The sequence below is a fragment of the Atlantibacter sp. MEI4A-1023 genome, from assembly GCF_056155425.1.
The window spans coordinates 2,010,537-2,035,563 of record NZ_CM149568.1 but is presented as its reverse complement, the minus strand read 5'-3'; the positions used below and the strand labels follow the sequence as shown (position 1 = coordinate 2,035,563).

At 60.0% G+C, this 25,027-nt stretch carries 15 protein-coding genes and 1 other RNA gene; 6 read left to right on the top strand and 10 right to left on the bottom strand.

Features of this window, described 5'->3' with window-relative positions:
* Window positions 1-39 precede the first annotated feature (39 nt).
* Window positions 40-171: non-coding RNA, RtT sRNA (locus ACVV26_RS09850), on the top strand.
* A gap of 129 nt (window positions 172-300) precedes the next feature.
* On the opposite strand, the gene ACVV26_RS09845 is transcribed toward ACVV26_RS09850, so the two are convergent.
* Window positions 301-1,191, bottom strand: a complete 891-nt coding sequence (locus ACVV26_RS09845) for an oxidoreductase (protein WP_474801266.1) — start codon at window positions 1,189-1,191, stop codon at window positions 301-303.
* A gap of 30 nt (window positions 1,192-1,221) precedes the next feature.
* Complete coding sequence (locus tag ACVV26_RS09840) at window positions 1,222-1,668, bottom strand: Lrp/AsnC family transcriptional regulator (protein WP_474801806.1); 447 nt, start codon at window positions 1,666-1,668, stop codon at window positions 1,222-1,224.
* A 107-nt stretch (window positions 1,669-1,775) separates the two neighbouring features.
* Between ACVV26_RS09840 and ACVV26_RS09835 the strand changes: the two genes are divergently transcribed.
* Window positions 1,776-2,660 (top strand): DMT family transporter, encoded by an 885-nt coding sequence (locus tag ACVV26_RS09835; RefSeq protein ID WP_474801265.1) that lies wholly within the window; start codon window positions 1,776-1,778, stop codon window positions 2,658-2,660.
* Window positions 2,661-2,700: 40 nt separating this feature from the next.
* Here the strand turns inward: ACVV26_RS09835 and narI are convergent, their stop codons facing one another.
* Genes narI through ACVV26_RS09815 form a run of 4 tightly spaced genes read right to left on the bottom strand, consistent with a single transcriptional unit; the run spans window position 2,701 to window position 9,363 of the window.
* Window positions 2,701-3,378, bottom strand: coding sequence for a respiratory nitrate reductase subunit gamma (narI, locus tag ACVV26_RS09830; protein ID WP_312984617.1), 678 nt, complete (start codon window positions 3,376-3,378; stop codon window positions 2,701-2,703).
* Window positions 3,378-4,088, bottom strand: coding sequence for a nitrate reductase molybdenum cofactor assembly chaperone (narJ, locus tag ACVV26_RS09825; protein WP_474801264.1), 711 nt, complete (start codon window positions 4,086-4,088; stop codon window positions 3,378-3,380). The genes narI and narJ overlap by 1 nt, the downstream gene beginning before the upstream one ends.
* Entirely contained in the window at window positions 4,085-5,620 is a 1,536-nt protein-coding gene (gene narH, locus ACVV26_RS09820; protein ID WP_474801263.1) for a nitrate reductase subunit beta, read from the bottom strand. The genes narJ and narH overlap by 4 nt, the downstream gene beginning before the upstream one ends.
* Entirely contained in the window at window positions 5,617-9,363 is a 3,747-nt protein-coding gene (locus ACVV26_RS09815; RefSeq protein ID WP_474801262.1) for a nitrate reductase subunit alpha, read from the bottom strand. The genes narH and ACVV26_RS09815 overlap by 4 nt, the downstream gene beginning before the upstream one ends.
* Window positions 9,364-9,732: 369 nt before the next feature.
* On the opposite strand from ACVV26_RS09815, the gene ACVV26_RS09810 reads away from it, so the two are divergent.
* A complete protein-coding gene (locus tag ACVV26_RS09810; RefSeq protein ID WP_474801261.1) occupies window positions 9,733-12,060 on the top strand; it encodes a patatin-like phospholipase family protein in 2,328 nt (775 codons plus the stop codon).
* 61 nt (window positions 12,061-12,121) lie between these two features.
* On the opposite strand, the gene ACVV26_RS09805 is transcribed toward ACVV26_RS09810, so the two are convergent.
* Window positions 12,122-13,510 (bottom strand): NarK family nitrate/nitrite MFS transporter, encoded by a 1,389-nt coding sequence (locus ACVV26_RS09805; protein ID WP_474801260.1) that lies wholly within the window; start codon window positions 13,508-13,510, stop codon window positions 12,122-12,124.
* Between the two features lie 319 nt (window positions 13,511-13,829).
* Here ACVV26_RS09805 and narX point away from each other — a divergent pair, with 319 nt between their 5' ends.
* Together narX and narL are read left to right on the top strand one after the other, a co-directional pair.
* A complete protein-coding gene (narX, locus tag ACVV26_RS09800; RefSeq protein ID WP_474801259.1) occupies window positions 13,830-15,626 on the top strand; it encodes a nitrate/nitrite two-component system sensor histidine kinase NarX in 1,797 nt (598 codons plus the stop codon).
* Window positions 15,619-16,269, top strand: coding sequence for a two-component system response regulator NarL (narL, locus tag ACVV26_RS09795; protein ID WP_125295406.1), 651 nt, complete (start codon window positions 15,619-15,621; stop codon window positions 16,267-16,269). Before narX ends, narL begins: the two co-directional genes overlap by 8 nt.
* On the opposite strand, the gene ACVV26_RS09790 is transcribed toward narL, so the two are convergent.
* Window positions 16,270-17,673 carry a YchO/YchP family invasin gene (locus tag ACVV26_RS09790; protein WP_474801257.1) on the bottom strand — a complete coding sequence of 468 codons (1,404 nt, stop codon included), beginning with the start codon at window positions 17,671-17,673 and terminating at the stop codon, window positions 16,270-16,272.
* A gap of 155 nt (window positions 17,674-17,828) precedes the next feature.
* On the opposite strand from ACVV26_RS09790, the gene ACVV26_RS09785 reads away from it, so the two are divergent.
* Window positions 17,829-18,380: a YbhB/YbcL family Raf kinase inhibitor-like protein gene (locus ACVV26_RS09785; protein WP_474801256.1), complete on the top strand. Its 552-nt coding sequence runs from the start codon at window positions 17,829-17,831 to the stop codon at window positions 18,378-18,380.
* On the opposite strand, the gene ACVV26_RS09780 is transcribed toward ACVV26_RS09785, so the two are convergent.
* Window positions 18,357-20,957: a nitrate reductase gene (locus ACVV26_RS09780; RefSeq protein WP_474801254.1), complete on the bottom strand. Its 2,601-nt coding sequence runs from the start codon at window positions 20,955-20,957 to the stop codon at window positions 18,357-18,359. The two genes, ACVV26_RS09785 and ACVV26_RS09780, sit on opposite strands and share 24 nt — an antisense overlap.
* The gene (nirB, locus tag ACVV26_RS09775) at window positions 20,954-25,021 is read right to left on the bottom strand and encodes a nitrite reductase large subunit NirB (protein WP_474801253.1); all 4,068 of its coding nucleotides are present in this window, start codon (window positions 25,019-25,021) and stop codon (window positions 20,954-20,956) included. The genes ACVV26_RS09780 and nirB overlap by 4 nt, the downstream gene beginning before the upstream one ends.
* Window positions 25,022-25,027 lie beyond the last annotated feature (6 nt).

Sequence of the window (25,027 nt, the reverse complement as noted above, 5' to 3'; positions counted from 1 at the left end):
AAAGACGCCACTGAAATCACGTAAACCAGCAAAGTTGCATTCTTCACCGGACGGGGAAGGATGAGAAGCTTCGACTAAGGTTCGATTCGAGCGCCAGCGAGAAAGCGTTGCCGCAGGCAACGACCCGAAGGGCGAAGCGCGCAGCGCTGAGTAATCCTTCCCCCACCACCATCTCAAAGACGCTACTGAAATCACGTAAACCAGCAAAGTTGCCTTCTTCACCGGACGGGGAAGGATGAGAAGCTTCGACTAAGGTTCGATTCGAGCGCCAGCGAGAAAGCGTTGCCGCAGGCAACGGTTTTAACCCGGCCCCTCACTCCCTGCCGCCAGTAGCGGAACCACCACATCGCTAATGGGCGTCGCAATTCCTAACGCAGCCCCATACCGCTGAATCACGCCGTTGCGGATGTCCCACTCTAGCGGACGATTCGCCTGCCTGTCGGCGAGAATAGACGTGCCTAAATCCGCAGGGGCACGATGAAAACCGTCCACGATCTCCTGCACCACCGTATCCTCCAGAACCGCGCCTTTCGCACGGGCGACGGTCAGACACTCACGCAAATAAGCCTGCGCCAGTTCAGTGATATCCAGGCGTGAAAACATTCCGGCACGGCGATTTGCCAGCACCATCAGCCCTGCCACCGCGTTTTGCAATAATTTGCGCCAGGCGATGGAGGTAAAATCCCCTGACAGCGCCACCGCGCAGCGCGTGCCGTTGAGCGCATCAACCACCCGTTTCGCCGCCGGGACGTCGGGCAGCGTCAGGCGCGGTTTTGCACGTAGCCATACCGAGGCATCCGGCTCACGCTGCGCCGGGAACCACACCACCGAAGGCAGCACCGTGGCACCGTTAACATAAGGTTCCAGCAGGGCTGGTTGCTCAACGCCGTTTTGCAGCGCGCATACCACCGTGTTCCGATCGCACAGCGCAGCTAGCCAGTTGGCGCTGTCAGCGATCTGGGTGGTTTTCACCGCCACGAACACCAGGTCGACCGGTTCACCGAGGGTTGCCGGATCGTTTAATACCGGGCCAGGTACCACCACCTCTCCCTCATCGTGGCGCAGAATAAGCCTCGGATGCGCGGTACGCCCGCAAAGCACTGGCGTACGGCCAGCCTCGTGAAGTGCAGCGGCGATGGTAGTCCCAATAGCTCCCGGGCCGATAAGTGCAATCGCTGGACGGTCAGACATCGTGTGTTCTCCTGATTTGAATAACCCTACTCATTGTAGCGGCGGCAGCCGCCGCTTTACCGGCGAACTCTTCACAATCGACGTATTACTCTGCACATAATCCGCCAGGCTATCCAACACCACGTCCAGCTGTTCGATAGAGCGCACCACCAGCCGCATCACAAAGCAATCCTCCCCGGTGACTTTGTCACACTCAATGCACTCCGGCATCGCCTGAATCATTTTCTCGACCTTGTGAAGCATCCCCGGCAGCGGCTTGACCCGCACCAGCGCCTGGAGCGAATAGCCCAGCGCGGCGAGATTTATCCGCGCGTTGTAGCCCTGGAGCACACCCTTCTCTTCCAGTCGCTTTAAACGTTCAGCCGTGCTGGGCGAGGAAAGCCCCACTTTACCGCTAAGCACTTTTAACGACAGCCGCGCGTCCTCTGCCAGGCAGGCCAGAATCTGACGATCGATATCATCGATAAGGTAATCCATCATCAATTCCTAATTATAAAAGGATAATCACTACAACAACCTTATCCCTGCTCTGTAACCTGCGCCACAATTTTTACACAATAGCGCTCTCACAGAGGAGATACCCTATGCGTAATAGTCAACCCGGCGTCGGACAGATGAGCCTGGCGATGCTGATATCCGGCTCTATCGGCGCGTTCGTTTTGCTTTCAGGATTACCGGTGATGGAAGTGGTATTCGCTCGCTGCCTGATCGGCGGCATCACCCTCTATATATTTATCCGCCTCAGCCGCGAACCGCTGGCGCGGTTAAGCCGGCTCACCCTGCTGTTGATGGCGGCGGGCGGCATGGCAGTGGTGATTAACTGGCTGCTGCTGTTCGCTTCCTACCGCCATCTTTCTATCGGCCTTTCCACCGTTATCTACAACACCCAGCCCTTTATGCTGGTGTTGATGAGTATGCTGCTCGGGGAACGGGTCAGCAGCGTGAAATGGGCGTGGCTGACGCTCGCGTTCGGCGGCGTGGTGCTGGTGCTATCCAGCGAGCTGGGCGCATCGCATCAGGGCAACGGACTGCTGGGCGTTGTGATGGCGCTGGGCGCGGCATTTTTCTACGCGCTGACGGCGCTGATTACCCGCCAGCTGCGCCAGGTCTCACCGCAGCAAATCGCCCTGGTTCAGATGGTGGTTGGCACGCTGATGCTGCTGCCGCTGGTACACATCACGTTTGGCCTGCAACCGATGCAGTGGGGGATCCTGCTCACCGTGGGGATTGTGCATACCGGCATCATGTACCAACTGCTGTACGCGGCGATCCAGAAACTGCCAACGCCGATCGTTGGTTCGCTGTCGTTTATCTACCCGCTGGTGGCGGTAGTGGTGGATAAGCTGGTGTTTAACCATTCGCTAAGTCTGGTGCAACTGGCTGGCGGGGTGTTGATTCTGCTGGCGGCGGCGGGGAACAACCTGGGATGGGGAGAAAAGCGGGCGAAAGGGGTTAACGAGGCGAAATAACACCGCTTACCCCGGTAAGCGGTGTTTGATGGCAAACCCCTTAGCGACGCGCTCTGACCACCTGGTATTTACGCGTCAGGTACTCCACCGGCGCGCTCCAGATGTGCACCAGACGGGTGAACGGGAACAGCACAAACAACGTCATCCCCAGCACCAGGTGCAGACGGAACACAAAGCCCACGCCGTCCAGATGTGCAGACGCGCCGCCGTGGAAAGTCACTACCGACTGCGCCCAGCCAACCAGCTTCAGCATTTCGCTGCCGTCCATATGCTGCGCAGAGAACGGAATGGTTAACAAGCCCAGCGCGCATTGCAGCATCAACAGTGACAGGATCAGGATATCCGCCGTGGTAGAGGTCGCGCGAATACGCGGGTTAAACAGCCGGCGCTTCAGCAACAACAGGCCGCCCACCAGCGTCATCACGCCGCTTGCGCCGCCCATGATCATCGCCATCTTCTGCTTCACGTCCATCGGCAGGAACGATTCGTACATCCAGTGCGGCGTCAGCATCCCGAAGAAATGGCCGACGAAAATACCCAGGATGCCGAAGTGGAACAGGTTAGACGCCAGGTTCATCCCCTTACGATCCAGCATCTGGCTGGAGCCTGCACGCCAGCTGTACTGGCCGTAGTCGTAGCGCAGCCAACTGCCCACTAAAAACACGGTGCCGGCAATATACGGATAGATATCGAAGAGAAGCATATTCAGGAACTGCATTATTGCTGTCCTCCTGTGGTGATATTCAAATACTGCGGGGCGACCGCGCCCGCAAACCGGCGTTGATGGGAGGCGATGGCGGAATCGCCGCAGCCCTGATCGGCGAAGAATTTCACCTGCTCTTCTTCCCATACTGCGTCCAGCGCCGCTGGCGTATCGTCGCGCACTTCGTCGGCTAACTGGCGCTGTACTTTTTCGGCGTCAACCTGGCTGTTGGCGAGGCTGAGCAGCAGATCGAACAGCACCGCGTAACGGCTTTCACGCTGTTTCAGACGGGCGCTGAGCAGCGCCAGAATCGGCGCCACATCCTGCAACCCGCCTACCGCTTCGCTATGGGGCAACTGCGCCAGATATTCCAGATACAGCGGCAGATGATCCGGCAGCTCGCGGCTGTCAATAAACAGCCCGGCGCGCTCATATTGGCCCATCAAATCCACCATCGCCTGGCCGCGATCCCGCGATTCGCCGTGCACGTGTTCGAACAGCAGCAGCGAGGTCGCGCGTCCCCGGTCGAACAACTCGCTGTAGCGCGACTGCACGTCCAGACGGTCCTGTGACAGCAAATCGCGCAGGAACAGGCCCAACGCGTGGGCCTCCTCTTTACTGATCTGCTCAAGCTCGGTCATGGCGTCGAACATCTCGCGTTGATGCTCCCACAGCGCATGATCCGGGTACTCCAGCAGCCGGGAGATAAGTTTGAGTTCCATCATGGGCGCGACTCCGATTTCACCGTCACATCCACCGCATCGATACGACGGCTGTTGAACAGGTTGGCTTTGCTGTCTGAACCGTGGCAGCCGTCGCCGAAGCTAAAGCCGCAGCCTTTGCTTTCCGGGAAGGCGTTGCTCGCCAGTTCGCGGTGGCTGGTCGGGATCACAAAGCGGTCTTCGTAGTTAGCAATTGCCAGATAACGGTACATCTCCTGCGCCTGGGCTTCGCTTAAACCTACTTCTTCCAGCGCACGGGTATCGTTAACGCCGTCAACGGTTTCAGCACGTTTGTAATGGCGCATCGCCATCATCCGTTTCAGGGCGCGCAGCACCGGCCCGGTGTCGCCCGCAGTCAGGATGTTTGCCAGATACTGAACCGGGATACGCAGGCTTTCCACGTCCGGCAGAATACCGGTGTGCGGCAGCTCGCCCGCGTCGGCGGCAGACTGGATCGGCGATAACGGCGGCACGTACCAGACCATCGGCAGGGTGCGGTATTCCGGGTGCAGCGGCAGCGCCAGCTTCCAGTCCATCGCCATTTTCCATACCGGCGACTGCTGCGCCGCGTCGATCACACTCTGTGGCACCCCGTCTTTCAGCGCCTGCGCGATCACTTGCGGATCGTTCGGGTCAAGGAACACGTCCAGTTGACGCTGGTACAGATCGGTTTCGTGCTCGGTGCTGGCCGCGTTCTCGATGGCGTCCGCGTCATACAGCAGTACGCCGAGGTAGCGGATACGGCCCACGCAGGTTTCGGAACACACCGTCGGCATCCCGGCTTCGATGCGCGGATAGCAGAAGATGCACTTCTCGGATTTGCCGCTCTTCCAGTTGAAGTAGATTTTTTTGTACGGGCAGCCGGTGATGCACATACGCCAGCCACGGCACTTATCCTGGTCGATCAGCACGATACCGTCTTCTTCACGCTTGTAGATCGCGCCGCTCGGGCAGGTGGCAACGCACGCCGGGTTCAGACAGTGTTCGCACAGGCGCGGCAAATACATCATGAAGGTGTTTTCGAACTGGCCGTACATCGCCTTCTGCATGTTTTCGAAGTTCTTATCTTTGGCGCGTTTTTCAAACTCGCCGCCGAGGATCTCTTCCCAGTTCGGACCGGTTTCGATTTTATTCATCCGCTGACCAGTGATCAGCGAACGCGGACGGGCGATCGGCTGATGCTTGCCTTCTTTAGCGGTGTGCAGATGCTGATAATCGAAATCAAACGGTTCGTAGTAATCGTCGATGCCCGGCAGATGCGGGTTGGCGAAGATTTTGCCCAGCAGCATCGCACGGTTGCCCATACGCGGTTGCAGTTTGCCGTTGATTTTACGGATCCAGCCGCCCTTCCATTTTTCCTGGTTTTCCCAGTCATTCGGGAAGCCGACGCCCGGTTTGGTTTCCACGTTGTTGAACCAGGCGTACTCCATACCTTCACGGCTGGTCCACACGTTTTTACAGGTCACTGAGCAGGTGTGGCAACCGATGCATTTGTCGAGATTCAGCACCATGCCGACTTGTGAACGAATTTTCATTTAACGCTCTCCTGTACCTGGTCACACCCTTCGCCATCTAACCAGTCGATATTTTTCATCTTACGCACCACCACAAACTCATCGCGGTTAGAGCCCACGGTGCCGTAGTAGTTAAAGCCGTAAGCCAGTTGCGCATAGCCGCCGATCATATGGGTCGGTTTCGGGCTGATGCGGGTCACGGAGTTGTGAATACCGCCGCGCTGCCCGGTCACTTCGGAACCCGGCAGGTTCACGATGCGCTCCTGGGCGTGATACATCATGGTCATCCCTTCCGGGACGCGCTGGCTCACCACCGCACGGGCGGTTAACGCGCCGTTGGCGTTGAACACTTCAATCCAGTCGTTATCTGCGATACCCAACTCTTTGGCGTCGATTTCGCTCATCCAGACAATCGGGCCGCCGCGCGACAGGGTCAGCATCAGCAGGTTGTCGCTGTAGGTGGAGTGGATACCCCACTTCTGGTGCGGCGTCAGGAAGTTGAGCGCTTTCTCCGGGTTGCCGTTGGATTTCTGCCCCATCACCGCCTTTACCGAACGGGTGTCGATCGGGGGACGGTACACCAGCAGGCTTTCACCGAAATCACGCATCCACGGGTGATCCTGATACAGCTGCTGGCGGCCAGACAGGGTACGCCACGGGATCAGTTCATGAACGTTGGTGTAACCGGCGTTATACGACACGTGCTCATCTTCCAGGCCAGACCAGGTGGGGCTGGAGATGATTTTGCGTGGCTGGGCCTGAATATCGCGGAAGCGGATTTTCTCTTCCTCTTTATTGGTCGCCAGATGGGTATGATCGCGCCCGGTGAATTCGCTGAGCGCCGCCCAGGCTTTCACCGCCACATGGCCGTTGGTTTCCGGGGCCAGGGTGAGGATCATTTCCGCCGCGTCAATAGCGGTATTCAGCATCGGCTGGCCTTTAGCCGGGCCGTCTGCTTTGGTGTAATTCAGCTTGCGCAGCAGGTCCATTTCGCTCTGGGTATTCCAGGAAATGCCCTTGCCGCCGTTACCGATTTTCTCCATCAGCGGGCCGATTGAGGTAAAGCGTTCATACGTTGCCGGGTAGTCGCGTTCCACCACCATAATGTGCGGCGCGGTTTTGCCTGGGATCAGATCGCATTCGCCTTTTTTCCAGTCCCTGACGTCCAGCGGCTGCGCCAGTTCGGCGGCGCTGTCGTGCTGGATAGGCAGAGTGACCACATCGGTTTCTTTACCCAGATGGCCGACGCACAGCTCGGAGAATGTCTTCGCGATGGCTTTATAGATTTCCCAGTCGCTTTTCGATTCCCAGGCCGGGTCCACGGCGGCGGAAAGCGGATGAATAAACGGATGCATATCCGAGGTATTCATGTCGTCTTTCTCGTACCAGGTGGCGGTTGGCAGCACGATATCGGAGTACAGGCAGGTGCTCGACAGACGGAAGTCCAGCGTCACCACCAGGTCCAGTTTGCCGTCGAGGCCGTTGTCATGCCATTCCACTTCTTCCGGTTTCACGCCGCCCTGCTGGCCCAGATCCGCGCCCTGAATACCGTGGTCGGTGCCCAGCAGATACTTGAGCATGTACTCGTGCCCTTTACCGGAAGAACCCAGCAGGTTAGAGCGCCAGACGAACAGGTTACGCGGGTGGTTTTTGCCGTTTTCCGGCTGCTCTGCCGCAAAATGAATTTCGCCGGATTTCAGCGCCTGCACGGTGTAATCCACCGGGTTCATGCCTGCAGCATCGGCAGCGGCTTTAATGCGCAGCGGGTTGGTGCCCAACTGCGGCGCGGACGGCAGCCAGCCCATACGCTCGGCGCGCACGTTGAAGTCCAGCAGATGGCCGGTGTAGCGGGATTTATCCGCCAGCGGCGACAGCAGATCTGCCGCGCCGAGGGTTTCATAGCGCCACTGGCTGGAGTGGTTGTAGAAGAACGAGGTGCTGTTCATATGACGCGCCGGACGCTGCCAGTCAAGGCCAAACGCCAGCGGCTGCCAGCCGGTTTGTGGACGCAGTTTTTCCTGGCCCACATAGTGCGCCCAGCCGCCGCCACTCTGGCCTACGCAACCGCAGAAGATCAGCATATTGATCAGGCCACGGTAGTTCATGTCCATGTGATACCAGTGGTTCAGACCGGCACCGACGATGATCATTGAGCGGCCGTGGGTCTTATCGGCGTTATCGGCGAACTCACGGGCGATACGGATAATGTGGCTGCGGGATACCCCGGTAATCGCTTCCGCCCAGGCCGGGCTGTAGGCTTTCACGTCGTCATAGCTGCTGGCGCAGTTCACGTCGCCCAGACCACGGTCCAGACCGTAGTTAGCGAGGGTTAAATCATAAACGGTGGTCACCAGCGCGCTGCTGCCGTCCGCCAGTTGCAGACGTTTAACCGGCAGTTTATGCATCAGCACATTATCCAGCGCCACGCTGTTGAAGTGTTCGCTCTCTGCGCCGCCAAAATACGGGAAGCCGACATCGGCGATCTCGTCATGGCTGCCGAGCAGCGACAGGCGCAGTTCAGACTCTTCGCCGGTGGTGCCGTCGCGCTGTTCAAGGTTCCATTTGCCCTTCTCGCCCCAGCGGTAGCCAATCGAGCCATTCGGGGCAATCATCTCCCCGTTCTGGTTATCGACGGCGACGGTTTTCCATTCCGGGTTGTTTTCCTGGCCCAGACCGCCCACCAGGTCGGAGGCGCGCAGCATACGGCCCGCCGCATAGAAACCATCACGCTCTTCGAGCATCACCAGCATCGGCATATCGGTATAACGACGCACGTAGTCGGTGAAGTACTGGCTCGGGCGTTCCAGATGGAATTCGCGCAGCATCACGTGACCCATCGCCAGCGCCATCGCGCTGTCGGTACCCTGTTTCGGCGCTAACCACTGGTCGCACAGCTTGGCGATTTCCGCGTAGTCCGGGGTGACGGCCACGGTTTTGGTACCTTTGTAACGTACTTCGGTAAAGAAGTGGGCGTCCGGGGTACGGGTCTGCGGGACGTTAGAGCCCCAGGCAATAATGTAGCTGGAGTTATACCAGTCGGCGGATTCCGGCACGTCGGTCTGCTCGCCCCATGTCATCGGTGACGCAGGCGGCAGGTCGCAGTACCAGTCGTAGAAGCTCAGGCAGGTGCCGCCGATCAGCGACAGATAGCGTGCGCCCGAGGCATAAGACACCATCGACATCGCCGGGATCGGCGAGAAGCCCGCGATACGGTCCGGGCCGTAGGTTTTGGCGGTCCAGACGTTGGACGCGGCAATCAGCTCATTCACTTCCTGCCAGGAAGAACGGACGAACCCGCCGCGACCGCGCGCCTGCTTGTAGCTTTTGGCTTTATCGCTGTCGGACATGATCGCCGCCCAGGCGTCCACCGGATCGCTGTGCTGCGCTTTCGCTTCGCGCCACAGTTTCATCAGGCGTTTACGCATCATCGGGTATTTCAGGCGGTTTGCGCTGTACAGATACCAGGAGTAACTCGCGCCGCGAGGGCAACCGCGCGGTTCATGATTCGGCATATCGGGACGGGTGCGCGGGTAGTCGGTTTGCTGGGTCTCCCAGGTCACCAGACCGTTTTTGACGTAAATCTTCCAGCTGCATGAGCCGGTGCAGTTTACGCCGTGGGTAGAGCGCACAATTTTGTCGTGCTGCCAGCGCTGACGGTAACCGTCTTCCCAGTCCCGGTTGGTATCCAGAATCTGTCCGTGCCCATCGGCAAAGGTATCGCCCTTCTGTTTGAAGTAGCGAAACCGATCCAGAAATTTGCTCATCGGGGGTTCTCCTGTAAGGAGCCTGTAGGCTCTTCTGCTAAATCGACATTGCAAGAATTTGAGCCAAGGTTACTCCCCGCTTTTGGCGCGAAATTGATACCGATCAACCCCGTAACCCTTTGAAAAATTTCAAAACACGGGAAATACCACCAAAGTGGCAGAGAAATTTATTTTTTAACTAACTGTATTGAATAGATATTTTCAGAAAAGGGTATATTTTATCCGCCGTTATTCAGCATAACGGGGTATTTGGGGGTAGAAGTGTAGTGCTGCATGTGAGGCTCAGTAAAAAGTGTGACGCCGCGCAAACCGCGGTTCGCTACAGTAATAGTAACGCGGTGTTATTACTCACTATGAGGGAGTACGCCCATGTCTGCCGACCAACCTGAAACCAGCGCTAAACTGACTTCAACCGAGCGAACCTGGATTAACTACCGGCGCGCCAAAGCGGGAGTGGATAAAGACCTGCCGGAAATTGGCCTGGCGTTGTCCGGCGGCGGGATCCGCAGTGCCACCTTCTGCCTCGGCATCATCCGGGCGCTGGCAAAAAACCGCCTGCTCAGCCGCGTTGATTTCCTCTCCACCGTGTCGGGCGGCGGTTACACCGGCGGGATGCTGGGCCGCCTGTTTCATGGCGACACTACGCCGAAGCAGGTTGAGCAGGCGCTTGCCAGTGATTCCACCCTGCTGCTGTGGTGGTTACGTAATAACGGTCGCTACCTGTCACCCGCCGGGATAAGCGACCTGACACAATCTTTGGCGCAAATTCTGCGCTCGTTCCTGTTCACCTTTATGCTGATCACCCTGCTCTCCACGCTGGTGTGCAGTCTGGCTATCGGATTACGCACGCTGTTTGGCCCGTGGCTGGATGGTTTCGGTACTGCGCTGGCGGTTCCGCTGGCGTTTGCTGGCTGGCAATGTTGTGCCTACTGGTGTTTTGAATCGCGACGGCGCTATTTTGCCGCCAGCGCCGTGATCACCGTGATTATTCTGCTGGTCGTCCTGACGCAAACCTCGCTGCCGTGGTGGTTATCCCTGAGCCTGGCCGGGCTTTGCCTCGCCCCGGCAATAGCCGATGGCCTGATACTCAAAAAGGGGCTGCCCGCCCTGCGGTTGTACCTCACCCGTTCCCTGACGGTCTGCCTGCTGGTGGCCGCCGGGCTACTGTTCATCGGTCTGGTTAACCGGCTGGGATACGCAACCTGGTATGCGCTGGAGCGCGACATTGATGATATTTATGTCGCCCTGCCCGCTACGGTGGCACTGCTGAAACTGATGGGGGAAATACGTCCTTTGCGGCGTTTAGGCGCGAAGCTGGCCGCCTTCGGCAACCGTAAAAACGCCAACCCGCTGGCATGGGTGAATATCGCGGGCTTCCTGGTGGCCTTTGCGGTACTGATTTTTGGCTGCGCCGGGTTGATTGACTTTACCAACCGCTGGTCGGCGTTCTGGCCTGCCGTCAGCGCCCATTATCTTCCTGTCATCGAGGCGCTGGCTGCGCTGTTGGTGTTGATGGCGTGGCGCGATCTAACCCGCTTTCTCAACCTCAGTTCCCTGCACAATCTTTATCGCGCCCGTATTGAACGCGCCTGGCTGTCGGTAGCGAATTTCGCCGCTGCCGGAAGCAAACGGCCGCGCTTCCCCTGCGATCCGGCACAGCCTTACAGCCGCGAACAGGCAGAACAGATTGAGAAAGTCACCGCCGCGCTGCCCGACGACGACATCCGTTTCGCCCACTACAACCCGGCGCAGTTCGGTGGCCCGCTGCATCTCATTACCTGCTGCATTAACCAGACGGTGGATGATCGCACCGGCAATTACAATGCCGATCGTAAAGGGATTGCGTTAACCGTCAGTACGTTAGGCGTGGAAACCGGCACTGGCGAAGCGCAGCCGATAATTGACAACGCCCACGCGACGCTGTCACGTTGGCTGGCAATTTCCGGGGCGGCGGCCAGTAGCGGGATGGGATCGCGAACCGCGCCGGGGCTGGCGTTTTTGCTGTTCTTTTTTGGCGGGCGGTTAGGCTACTGGTCGAAAAATCTGGTGACCCCCGCCAGCGAAATCCGCAACGCCCGCGACAATCCGGATCGCAATGGCTGCTGGGCATTCTTCAGCGCCCTGTTCGCCCCGGCGGGTTATCTGTTTGGCGAAATGTTTGCCCGCTTTCCCGGCCTCGGCAATGCCAAATGGTATCTCTCCGATGGCGGGCACTTCGAGAACACTGCGGTATATGCGCTACTGAAACGCCGGTTGCCGGTAATTGTCGTTGCCGACTGCGGCGCGGACCCCACGTTCCAGTTTGCGGATATCGAAAACCTGGTGCGTAAAGCGCGCATTGATTTCCAGACCCGACTCACCTTTTATGACTACCTGCCGCTTAATGACGTTGGCGAAATGGCACAACTGCGCGCCGGAACTGCCGCCGCGCCGCTGTTAATGGCGCGCATTGCGTACCCGGATCGTGCGCCTGGTGTTTTAATGGTCATCAAACCACACCTTCTGGAAGAGATGCCGCTCGATAGCGAGCGCTATGCCCGGCGTAACCCGCTGTTTCCCCAACAGACTACCGGGGATCAATTTTTTGATGAGGCACAATGGGAGGCGTATCACCAGCTTGGCTGGCAAACGGGGCTGACTGTCGATGAAACGCTGCTGATGGACGCACTGGACTGGGCCCGAAAGGCATCGCCGTGAAGCAAAAAAAAGCGCGGACTAAGCCGCGCAAAGGATAACACAAACCGTTAAATCGCTATTTTCAGACGGATTTGCGGCCATACACCAGCCACGTCACCACCACACAAACAATGTAAAAAACAAGGAAGACTTTCATGGCGTCCGCCGGGGAGCCGGTCAGCTCCAGCGAGGTGCCGAACGCTTTCGGGATAAAGAACCCGCCAATCGCGCCAATCGCCGAGATAAAGCCCAGCGCCGCCGCGGTGTCGGTGGCCGATTCGCGCATCGCTTGCTCCTCGCTGCCTCCCGCCGCTTTCACGCGGTCCATGGTCAGCTTGCGGAAAATCACCGAAATCATCTGGAAAGTCGATCCGCTGCCCAGACCGGCGGTTAAGAACAGCATCAGGAAGACAGCGAAGAAAGCGATAAAGCTGCCGCCCTGGCCCGCCGTCGGCAAGGTGGTGAACAGCAAGGCGCTGAAAATAGCCATCAGCACAAAGTTCACCAGCGTCACCCGGATGCCGCCGAGCTTATCGGACAGCGCCCCGCCCGCCGAACGCGCCAGCGCGCCAATCAGCGGCCCGAAGAAAGCGAAGTGCAGAATATTCACGTCCGGGAACTGGGTTTTGGTCAGCATCGCGAATCCGGCAGAAAACCCGATAAACGAGCCGAAGGTCGCCAGATACAGGAAGCTCATGATCCACAAATGCGCACGCTTTAATACCGGCAACTGAGAGCGCAGCGACGCTTTCGAGGCAGCCAGGTCGTTCATGCCGAACCAGGCGGCAACGGTGAAAATCGCCAGCAGCGGCACCCAAATCCAGGCGGCGTTTTCCAGGTACAGCGTCGAGCCGTCCGGCTGAACCACGCCACCACCGCCAAAGAAGGCAAAAATCGACATTGAAATCGCCAGGGGTGCCAGCAGTTGCATCACGCTAACGCCGAGGTTGCCGAAACCGCCGTTAATGCCCAGCGCGCCGCCCTGCTTCTGCTTCGGAAAGAAGAAGCTGATGTTCGCCATACTGGAAGCGAAGTTAGCGCCCGCGAAACCGCACAGCAGGGAAATAATGATAAAGGTGCTGAACGGCGTGGCGCTGTCCTGGACCGCAAACCCTAACCACAGGCACGGGATAATCAAAATGCCGGTGCTGAGCGCGGTCCAGCGGCGTCCGCCGAACAGCGGCACCATAAAGGCGTAAGGTACGCGCAGCAGCGCGCCGGACACCGACGGCAGCGCGGTCAGCATAAACAGTTGATCGGTCGAGAAATTAAAACCCACTTTGTTCAGATTGACCGCCACGGCACTGAAAATCATCCAGACGCAAAACGCCAGCAGCAGGCAGGGAACGGAAATCCACAGATTACGACGCGCAATGTGTTGCCCCTGCTGTTGCCAGAAGGCGGCATCTTCAGGACGCCAGTCGGTGATCAGCGGACCTGATGACGAAGTCGGAACGGAGGATTGGCTCATAGATACCTCAGAAACGTGAAATAACTGTCGCCACCTTAGGCGTTCGCGGTGCGTGTAAGTTGATGTAAATCAATGGATAAGCGGACGGTTTAACGGGCAAAAATCGCCTGTTATCCTTTGTGAGTAGCAAGGATGGCTAAAAAAAGTGTGGTTTTTCACTCCAGTGCGTAGGGTTAGCCCACCCGGTCCCCCAACGCTCTACCCACCGGCAATAAAGGAGTAACCCCTTGTTGGTATGGGTATACTCCATACTATGTTTGAGAATAACGGCCTACTTTCCATGCCCCTGTTTGTGCGACCCGTCAGGAAACTGAACGCCATGATAAAACGCCTGTGCGCCCCGCTTACCCTCGCCAACCAGCTTGCGCTGGTGGTACTGATGCTTGCCCTGTTGGGATTAGCGGGCATGGCGGTATCGGCGTGGTTGATTCAGGGTATCCAGGGCAGCGCGCACGCCATCAACAAGGCCGGTTCGCTGCGCATGCAGAGCTATCGTCTGCTGGCAGCGGTGCCGTTGAAAAGCGATGACAACGCGCTGATGCGCGAAATTGAACAGACCGCCTGGGACCCGGAACTGCGCCATATCGCGCAGCGCGACGGCGAAGTGCAAAAACTTGACGCCCTGCACGCTTACTGGCGTGACCAGCTTGAACCCGCACTGCTTGAGGCCGCCACTACCGACGAGGTAAAACCCGCCGTGGCGCAATTCGTCAACCAGATTGACGCGCTGGTCAGCGGCTTTGACCACACCACCGAACAGCGCATCAGCCGGGTGATTGTGGTGCACTGGACGATGGCAATCCTTACTACCCTGCTGCTGCTGCTGGCGGTGATCTGGCTGCGCAAACGGCTGCTGCGCCCGTGGCGGCAACTGATGGCGATGGCCACCGCCATCGGCCAGCGCAACTTTACCCATCGCGTGGCCGCCAATGGGCGCGATGAAATGGCGACTCTGGGCCGTGCGTTAAACAGCATGAGCGACGAACTGGCGGAAAGTTACGCCGGGCTGGAGGCGCGGGTGAAAGAAAAAACCGCCGGGCTGGAATACAAGAACCAGATCCTGACCTTTTTATGGGACGCGGGCCGTCGGATGCACAGCCCGCTGCCGCTGTGTGAACGGCTGGCACCCGTGCTGGCGCGCCTGCAACAGCTTACCCCGCTGCGGGATATTGAACTGCGGATTTACGAGACCGGCGATGACGACAACTATCAGGAGTTCGCCTGGCAGCCGGACCCGCGCTGTGATGAAAAAGGCTGCACCCTGTGCCCGCGCGAACGGATCAAAGGCGAGCTTAGCGATGCGACTCTGCAATGGCGGCTGGCCGACGGGCTAACCCGCTACGGCCTGTTGCTGGCGCGGCTCCCGGAAAAATCGGCATTGAATCAGGATCAGCAGCACCTTATCGACACCCTGGTGGAGCAAATCACTTCGTCGCTGGCGCTGGAGCGCCAGCAGGATCGCCAGCAGCAGCTTATCGTGATGGAAGAGCGCGCCGCCATCGCCAGGGAACTGCACGACTCCATCGCCCAGTCGTTGTCATGTATGAAAATGCAGGTCAGCTGTTTGCAGATGCAGGGCGAGAGCCTGCCGGAGCAGAGCCAGTCGATTCTGGCGCAAATCCGCAATGAGCTGAACACCTCCTGGCGGCAATTGCGCGAACTGCTGACCACTTTCCGGCTCCAGCTTACCGAGCCGGGCCTGCGCCCGGCGCTGGAAGGCAGCTGTCAGGAATTTAGCGCACGGCTGGGTTTCCCGGTGGCGCTGAACTATCATCTACCGCCGCGCCTGGTCCCGGCACATCAGGCTATTCACCTGGTGCAAATCGCCCGTGAAGCGTTGAGCAACGCGCTGAAGCATTCAGGCGCGAGCGAAATTAGCGTTACCGCGACCCTGAACGATAATCAGGTCAGGCTGGTCATTGCCGATAACGGCTGCGGCGTGCCGGAACACGCCGAACGTACTAACCACTATGGTTTAATTATTATGCGTGACCGCGCCCAAAGCCTGCGCGGTGACTGTCAGGTCCGGCGGCGGGAAACCGGAGGCACCGAAGTGGTGGTGACCTTTATCCCCGATACGCCCCAATTATCTGCCCGAGGAGAAGTCCATGAGTAATCAGGAACCGGCAACGATTCTGTTAATTGACGATCACCCCATGCTGCGTACCGGCGTAAAACAGCTGATCAGCATGGCGACGGACATTACCGTCGTTGGCGAGGCCGGGAGCGGCGAGCAGGGTATCGAAATGGCGGAGTCTCTCGATCCCGATCTGATTCTGCTCGATCTCAATATGCCCGGTATGAATGGCCTGGAAACCCTCGACCGCCTGCGCGAAAAAGCGCTCTCTGGCCGGGTAGTGGTGTTTAGCGTCTCCAACCATGAAGAAGACGTGGTGACTGCGCTGAAACGCGGCGCGGATGGGTATCTGCTGAAGGATATGGAGCCGGAAGAGCTGCTGAAAGCGCTGCACCAGGCGGCTGCGGGCGAGATGGTGTTAAGCGAAGCCTTGACCCCGGTGCTGGCCGCCAGCCTGCGCGCCAACCGCGCCACCTCGGATCGCGACGTGACTCAACTGACGCCGCGCGAGCGCGATATTCTCAAGCATATTGCCCAGGGACTGCCGAATAAAATGATCGCCCGCCGTCTCGACATCACCGAGAGTACGGTCAAAGTGCACGTGAAGCATCTGCTGAAGAAAATGAAGCTGAAATCCCGCGTCGAAGCCGCGGTATGGGTGCATCAGGAACGTATTTTCTGATTATTCGTCCGGCAGCAGCGGATACGTGCGGCTGTCGTCGTTGAGTTCCACCGGCGGCGAGAGTTGCAGCGCGATAACATTCGACGTCACCCGCTGCCCTTTGTTGTCCTCCACGATGACCGACAACTGCCAGCGGTGGGTGGCGTCGGGCTGGCTGTTCCAGGCGGGCATAATGAGCGTCCAGCCGTCGATGCTGTTTTCATCAGGCGGCGCGGTCAGGCTCAGCGCCTGGGTATCGCCCTGCCAGGTCAGCCGTTTGATGCCATGAACGCTATTCACCTGGAGCTTTAACGCCACGGTTTCGCCTGGGCTCACGGTCCAGGGCGGCGTCGCCAGAAACACCGACAACGTTTTACGCTGGCGATATTCCACTACCGGCAGATTATTGCGCACCACCCCGTCGTAGCGGCTGCCGCGCAGCGAGGTGGCGTTTGCCACTTCACTGGCGGAAAGCTGTTTACTGAGCGGCACGCCGAAGCGGTAGTTCAGCTTCAGGCCGAGGTTATTCTGGCTCACCCCGCTTTCACCCTGTTTGTGCTGGGCGTCAATCGTCACCAGCGGCACCGGCGTATAACTCACCCCCACATTCACCGCCAGCGGATCGTGGTAGCCATTGCCGTTATCAAACAGATCCACCCGATCGCCGAAGTAGCGCTCAAAACTGACGCGGGTATTGATGTGCCGGTAAAACGGCAACCGCGCCTGGGCAGTCAGATCGTAGCCCTGAGCGAAACGCTGAGCCTGCACCGCGCTGCTGTCGCGCCAACTGCCGATCGGCTGGTAATAATTGGCAGAAAAGCGCAAATTCTCGCCCCAGGCTTCCGCGCCGACCCCGGCGCGTTGCAAATGGTCATCAAAGCGGGTGTCGTAGAACGTGTTATAGCCCAGCAACCAGTCGCCGGTGCGCCAGCGCTGGCCGAGACCGGCGTTGCCGGTCAGCCCTTCGCTCTGCTGGCTGACGCCGAGCTGGCTCCAGGTTAGTCCGGCGTCGCGGTCGATTAGCGGCGTAAACAGCGAACCGCGCGTGCCGGTGAACTCTCCCGCATCGTTGACCTGCAAATCCACCTCCGCCTGGCCCCAGGGCGACAGCAGCGACTGCGCCTCACGCGCCACCCGTTCGCTGACGGCTTCCCGAAACTGATCGAAAGCGTAGGCGCGCGCCTGCTCGCTGATGCCCAGCCCGTTATCAGTCTGGCTGGCCTCCCCGAAGGATTTGGCGAATTCCGCCAGATGCTTCTCGCTGCTTTTGCTCGTGGGCGTCATACCGAGATCCGGCAGCGTGTCCTGGCTATTATCGAATGGCCTGGCGGTTTGTCGGGTATCGCGGCCCTGAACGGCCTGCGCGCCTCCGGTAACCAGGAGGCTGAAAAACAGGGGGGTGAAGAGTGATTTATACAACGCCATCGGGTAATGATAGCTAAGCTTTGCGCCTGGCTAAACCGCGAATCGGTTAACCCTGGCGGTTTTGGTCGCCGCAGGCATCATTTCCAGATTATCCTCAAACGTATTCCCCTGGCCTGCGCTACGCTTAATGCATCCAGGCCGTGTGAGATCCCCCGATGAAAAAATCACTGTTTTCAGCACTCTGTTTGCTGTCAGGGTTAGCGATGCCCGTAGCCCAGGCTGACAGCCTGTTTATTCTCCAGTCGCCGGATTTTGCCGATAACGCGATGCTGCAAAAAAAATTCGCCGGCAACGCCAAAGACAACCCCAATTGCACCGGCGAAAACGCCTCTCCGGCGCTGGTGTGGAGCCACGCGCCCACCGGTACTAAAAGCTACGCGCTGATCATGCATGACCCCGAAGGCGCGAAAGGCCTGGGCGTCACCCATCTGGTGGCCTATAACATCCCGTCCTCGACCACCGGCTTTGCCGCCAATGCGCTGGTCAAAGAAGAGGGTTTCACCGGCGGGAAAAACAGCCCCGGCACCACCACCTGGTACGGCCCCTGCCCGCCGCCCGGCACCGGGGCGCACCACTACACCTTTACCCTGATTGCCACCGATCTGGACCCTAATCTCAACGCGGGCATGACCAAAGAGGAATTGCTGGCGGCACTGAAGGGCCATGCCCTGGCGGCCACCGGGTTAGTGGGTCGCTTTGGACAGTGAGGCGGCTATCAGCGTCCTTAATTCCGGGATGCAGGAACCGCACTGGGTGCCGCAGCCTAACTGCTTGCCGAGCGCGGCGGGCGTGTTGCAGCCTGCCGCGATAGCTGCGCAAATCGCGGTTTCGCTCACCCCCATACAACTGCATACCGTACGGCCGTGCGGCGTTTGCTGCGCGCCGCCCCCCGCCAGTAGCTGATGGCGCTGGGCCGGGTCGGTCATCGGCGCGTCAAAACTGGCGACAATGGCTGGCTCATCCAGCGCGGTTTCATGGCGGCTAAGGTATAGCGCCAGTTGCAACGCCGATCCCTGCCAGGCCAACAGATGAACGAACGTGTCGCCCCGGGCGTACTGTAACTGCCAGCCTTCGCGCCCGGCGAGGCTTTCAATCCAGCTAACGTCCTGGGTGCTCGCCGCCAGTTTCCAGCCAGCGGCCTGCCGCCACCACATGATCGAACCGGGTATCTCCAGCGCGTGTCGGCTAAACAACGATCCCTGCCACGGCGCGTTGACCCGCTGAAGGCGCACCGCGGTCTGCTTGCTCTCCGGCTGCCCCGAATGGGGATCGACCACCGACGCCACCAGCGCGTTGACCCGGCTCTGGCTGGCGAAATGATTATTCCAGTGCATCGGCATAAACAGCTCGCCGGGGCGCTGGTCGGGCGTGATGCAGGCATAACCCAGCGCCCAGCCGCGCGGCGATGAGAGCCGCACCAGCGACTGTTTGCTAATACCCTGTTGCGCCGCGTCATCGGGATGGATCAGCACCCAGGGCAGCGGCTGGTGCTGCATCAGGCGCGGCACCATGCCGGTACGGGTCATGGTGTGCCACTGGTCGCGTATCCGGCCGGTGTTGAGCAGTAGCGGATAGTGCGCGGTGGTTTGCGCCTGGGCGTTTTGCGGATCCACCGTAATCAGCTGCAAGCGCCCCGAGGGATGCCAGCCCTGCCCCGTTTCCAGTAATCGCGCAGTGCCGCGCGGCGCGTTGGCGGTCACCGGCCACTGGATCGGCGCTAAATTGTCCCACTGCTCAATGCTCAGCGACGCCAGGCCGCTGATATCGAACGCCCGGCTGCCGTGGTTTTCAAAGCCCGACAGCCTGGCATGTTCGCTGAAGATCGCTGCCGGATGCTGCCAGCTAAACGCGTCGCTAAACCCGAGCCGCTGCGCCACTTGGGCGACGATCCACCAGTCCGGGCGGGTATTGCCCGGCGCGGGCAGAAACGCCCGCTGGCGCGAAATCCGCCGTTCGGAGTTAGTCACGGTGCCGTTTTTTTCCCCCCACGCCTGGGCCGGGAAAGCGATATCGGCGAAGGCGACGGTATCGCTGTGCCGGGAAACCTCAGAGACGATCACCAGCGGGCAGCGGCGCAGTGCCTCGCGCACCCGGTCGCTGTCGGGTAATGACACCGCCGGGTTAGTGCCCATGATCCACACCGCTTTCACCTCGCCGCGATAAATCGCCTCAAACAGCTCCACCGCCATTAACCCCGGCGTTTCAGCGATGCGTTCGCTGCCCCAGAAGCGCCCCAGCCGGGCGATATCCTGCGGGTTAAATCCCATATGGCAGGCCAGCTGGTTCGCCAGCCCGCCCACTTCGCGCCCGCCCATGGCATTTGGCTGCCCGGTCAGCGAAAACGGTCCGCAGCCTGCACGCCCGTATTTACCGCTCGCCAGATGGACGTTAATGATCGCGTTGCACTTGTCGCTGCCGCTGGACGACTGGTTGATACCCATGGTGTACAGCGTCACGGCGCGATCGGCGCTGATAAACCAGTCGTAAAACCGCGCCACGTCATCACGCGGCAGATCGCAAAACGTCGCGCACCGATCCAGCGTCCACGCTGCCGCCGCATCCAGCGCGGGCTGTTGCCCGTCGAAGCTATCCGGCGGGATCTGCCCCGCCAGCAGGTTCAGCAGCCCGTTAAACAATCCGGCGTCGCTGCCGGGTTTAAGCGCCAGATGCAGGTCGGCAATATCGCAGGTGGCGGTTGTTCGCGGGTCGATCACCACCACTTTCATCTCTGGCCGCTGCGCTTTTGCCGCCGTCAGCCGTTGATAAAGCACCGGATGCGCCCAGGCGGCATTAGCCCCCACCAGCACCACCAGGTCGCTGGTTTCGATGTCCTGATAATTGCCCGGCACCGCGTCCGCGCCGAATGCGCGCTTGTAGCCCACCACCGCCGAGGACATGCACAGCCGGGAGTTGGTATCGATATTGGCGCTGCCGATAAAGCCTTTCATCAGCTTATTGGCGGCGTAGTAATCCTCGGTCAGTAACTGGCCCGAGGCGTAAAACGCCACCGCCTGCGGGCCATGCTGGTGGATGATTTCCGCAAGTTGCCCGGCGGCGGCATCCAGCGCGTGATCCCATGAGGCGGTTTGCCCGTCGACTTCCGGCTCCAGCAACCGTCCGGCTAATCCCAGGGTTTCCCCCAGCGCGGCGCCTTTCACGCACAGCCGCCCCAGGTTGGCGGGATGATCAGGGTCCCCCGCTACGCTCACGTTGCCGTCCGGGGATTGGGTCACCACCACGCCGCAGCCGACCCCGCAGTACGGGCAGGTGGTATGGGTTTTCATGACGCCTCCGCGCGCAGGACCAGCGCCTGGCTGCTGACCCACACTTTATCGGCCTCGATTTTTACCGGCCAGGCGCGTACCGCCTGCTGGCTGCTGCCCTGGAAACAGCCGTCGCGCAGGCGAATTTTTTGTTTGTAGAGCGGGGAAATCACCACCGGCTCCCCGGCGACGTCGCCGAGCATACCGCGCGACAGCACATTGGCGTCACTGTCCGGCTCGCGGTTATCCAGGGCATACACCGCATCGTTAAAGCGGAACAGCGCGATCTGCATGTTGCCCAGCCGCGCGCCAATACCCGCATCCGTCGGGATCTCATCGAGGCGGCACACCTCCTGCCACAGACGCGATGAGGGTGCGGCCTCCTGCTGCTGCGGTACGCTCACCAACTGCGGCTGATCGCGCAGGATCTGGCGCTGCACCGCTTCATCCGGCGTATCGCTGTTAACAAAGCTTTTAAACAGAACCAACCGGTCCGGGCTGTTGAGCGTGGTTTGCCATTCGCACTGGTAGCTCTCAATGACCAGGGCCATTTCACGCTCCAGCTCGTCACAGATGCCGAGGCTGTCGTGCAAAATCACCGCCTGAAGATAGGCCAGCCCGCCCTCCAGGTTATCCATCCAGGTGCTGGTGCGCTGGAGCCGGTCGGCGGTGCGGATATAGAACATCAGGAAGCGATCCACGGTACGCAGCAGCGTGGCGGTATCCAGATCGCTGGCGAACAGATCGGCGTGGCGCGGTTTCATGCCACCGTTACCGCACACGTACAGGTTCCAGCCCTTTTCGGTAGCGATCACGCCCACATCTTTACCCTGGGCTTCGGCGCATTCCCGGGTACAGCCGGACACCGCCATTTTGATTTTGTGCGGCGCGCGCAGCCCTTTGTAGCGATGCTCCAGCTCCACCGCCAGCCCGGTGGAATCCTGCACGCCGTAGCGGCACCAGGTCGAGCCGACGCAGGATTTCACGGTGCGCAGCGATTTCCCGTAGGCGTGCCCGGTTTCAAACCCGGCGTCCACCAGTTCGCGCCAGATTAGTGGTAACTGTTCCAGCCGTGCGCCAAACAGATCGATACGCTGCCCGCCGGTGACTTTGCTGTAAAGGCTGTAGCGTTTGGCGATCTCGCCAATGGCGATCAGCCCGTCCGGCGTGACTTCCCCGGCGGGCATGCGCGGCACAATCGAATAGCTGCCGTCTTTCTGGATATTGGCGAAATAGCGGTCGTTGGTGTCCTGCAACGGCAAATGACCGGGCTTAAGCAGATACTCGTTCCAGCACGATGCCAGTACCGAACCCACCAAAGGCTTGCAGATTTCACAGCCGTGGCCGCGCCCGTAGCGGCTAATCAACTGGTTAAAGCTGCGGATATGGTTGACGCGCACCAGGTGATAAATCTCCTGGCGCGAGTACGCAAAGTGCTCGCAGATATCTTTTTTGACCTCCACGCCCTGCTGTTCAAGCTGATAATCCAGCACCTGTTTGACCAGCGCGCTACAGCCGCCGCAGCCGGTAGCAGCTTTGGTGCAGGTTTTCAGGGCGTCGAGGTGGGTTGCGCCGTCGCTCACTGCCTGGCAAATCTGGGCTTTGCTGACGTTATGGCACGAGCAGATTTGCGCGCTGTCGGGCAACGCCGACACGCCCAGCCCTTTCACGGCGCTGGGGGAACTGGCGGGCAGGATCAGGGTTTCCGGCTGAGCGGGCAGCGCCATGTCGTTGAGCATCATCTGCAACAACGTGGCGTAGTCGCTGCTGTCGCCTACCAGTACGCCGCCCAGCAGGCGTTTGTTATCCGCACTGACCACGATTTTTTTATAGGTCTGTGCCGGGCCGTTGGTCCACTGATAGCTCTGCGCGCCGGGCGTCGCGCCGTGCGCATCGCCAAACGAGGCCACTTCCACGCCCAGCAGCTTGAGTTTGGTGCTCATATCCGCGCCGCTGAACTGCGCATTTTCCCCGTTGAGATTTGCCGCCGCCACCCGCGCCATCTGATAGCCGGGTGCGACCAGGCCAAAAATTTTGCCCTGCCACAGGGCGCATTCGCCGATAGCGCTGATGCGCGGATCGCTGGTCAGGCAGCGGTCGTCAATCACGATGCCGCCGCGCTCGCCCAGTTCCAGCCCCGCCTGGCGCGCCAGCGCATCCTGCGGGCGGATACCTGCGGAAAACACCACCAAATCGGTTTCCAGGCTCTGTTCATCGGCAAACTCCAGCGCCAGCCCGGTCTCCGTGGCGCGGATCTCCCTGGTGGATTTGCTGGTGTGTACGCTGACGCCCAGGGCGCTGATTTTCTGGCGTAGCATCGCCGCGCCGGAAGAATCGAGCTGCACCGCCATCAGGTTCGGCGCGAACTCCACTACGTGCGTCTCCAGCCCAAGCTGTTTCAGGGCGTTAGCGGCTTCAAGGCCCAACAGTCCGCCGCCGATCACCACGCCGCGCGTGGCGGTTTTCGCCCGCTCGCGGATGGCATCCAGGTCATCCAGGGTGCGGTAAACAAAACAGCCCGGCTGTTGATGGCCCGGCACGGGCGGTACAAACGGCCAGGAGCCGGTTGCCAGCACCAGCCGGTCCCAGCAGGTTTCCCGGCCTTCAGCGTCGCGCACCACCTGGCGTTCGCGGTCGATATCGACAATCCGGCAACCAGTACGTCGCTCAATGCCGCTGCGGGCAAAGAAATCGCCGTCAACCATGGAAAGCGATTCGGCGCTGCGTCCGGCGAAATACTCCGACAGATGCACCCGGTCATAGGCGGCGTGGCGCTCCTCGCCAAACACGATGATCTGGTACTGCTGATGCAGCCCGGCATTAACGCACTGCTCAAGGAAATGGTGGCCTACCATGCCGTGGCCGATAACCACTAATGTCGCTTTGCTCATTTCATCGCTTCCTGCAGCCAGCGGCTGCGGTTGGTCAATATCAAAAAGCAGCCCGGCGTGAGGTTCAACCGGCTGCTGGAACTGGTTCATCAGGCGCGGCGCGGCGTGGGTATCCCCCATCATCAGCAGCGCCGAGAGTTTGCCGTCGCGCACCAGCACACGGCGGTAGTGACCACTGAGCGGGTCGAAACTGGTGAGGGTCTGGCATGCGGGCGTGGGGTTGATATCACCCGCGCTGAACAAATCGATACCGGTGACTTTTAAGCGCGTGCCGCGCGGCTGGTAGTGAAAATCGCCCTGCGGCTGGCCCGCTAATCGGGCAGCCAGCACGTCGGCCTGGGCCAGGCACGGAGCGACTAATCCCCACAGCGCGCCGTTAAATTCGCAGCATTCGCCGATAGCGCTGATGCCCGGCAGCGCGGTTTGCAGCTGTCCATCCACCAAAATTCCCCGGTTACAGGGCACGCCCGCCGCGCTGGCGAGTGAGATATTGGGTTTGACGCCGGTGGCAATCACCACCCGCGCAGCCGTGAGCGTTGCGCCGTTGTTCAGCGTCACGTCTTGCGCGCCTATGTCGGTCAACGTCTGGCCCAGCACACAGCGGATGCCGCGCGCTTCCAGCCGCTCTGCCAGCAGACGCGCCGCCTGTTCATCCAGCTGTTGTTCCATCAGCCGGGCTGCCAGATGCACCAGCGTCACCGGGATACCGCGCTGGGCCAGCGCCGCGGCGGCTTCCACGCCCAGCAGCCCGCCGCCGAGCACGACCGCCGGGCCGTCATGGCGCAAAATTGCCTCCACATCTCCCTGAGTGCGAAACGCGTGGACGTGCGGCTGCTGATGACCGTTAATCGGCGGGATAAACGGCACAGAACCGGTGGCGAAAACCAATTCATCCCAGTGCAGTTGCTGGCGCGGGGTAGTAACGGTGCGGTTAGCGACGTCCACCGCCAGCACCTTTTCATTGCTCAGCACGGTCACGCCGTGGGCCTGATACCACGCCAGCGGGTGTAGCGTGGTATCCGCGGCGGTTTTCTCCCCGCCGAGCACCGGAGACAGCAAAATGCGGTTATACGCCACGCCCGGCTCGTCGCCGATCAGCGTGATGGCATAGCGCGCCGGGGCCAGTTGCAGCAGTTGCTCCACCAGCCGGACCGCCGCCATGCCGTTACCGACAATCACCAGTTGCGTCGTCATCGCCCG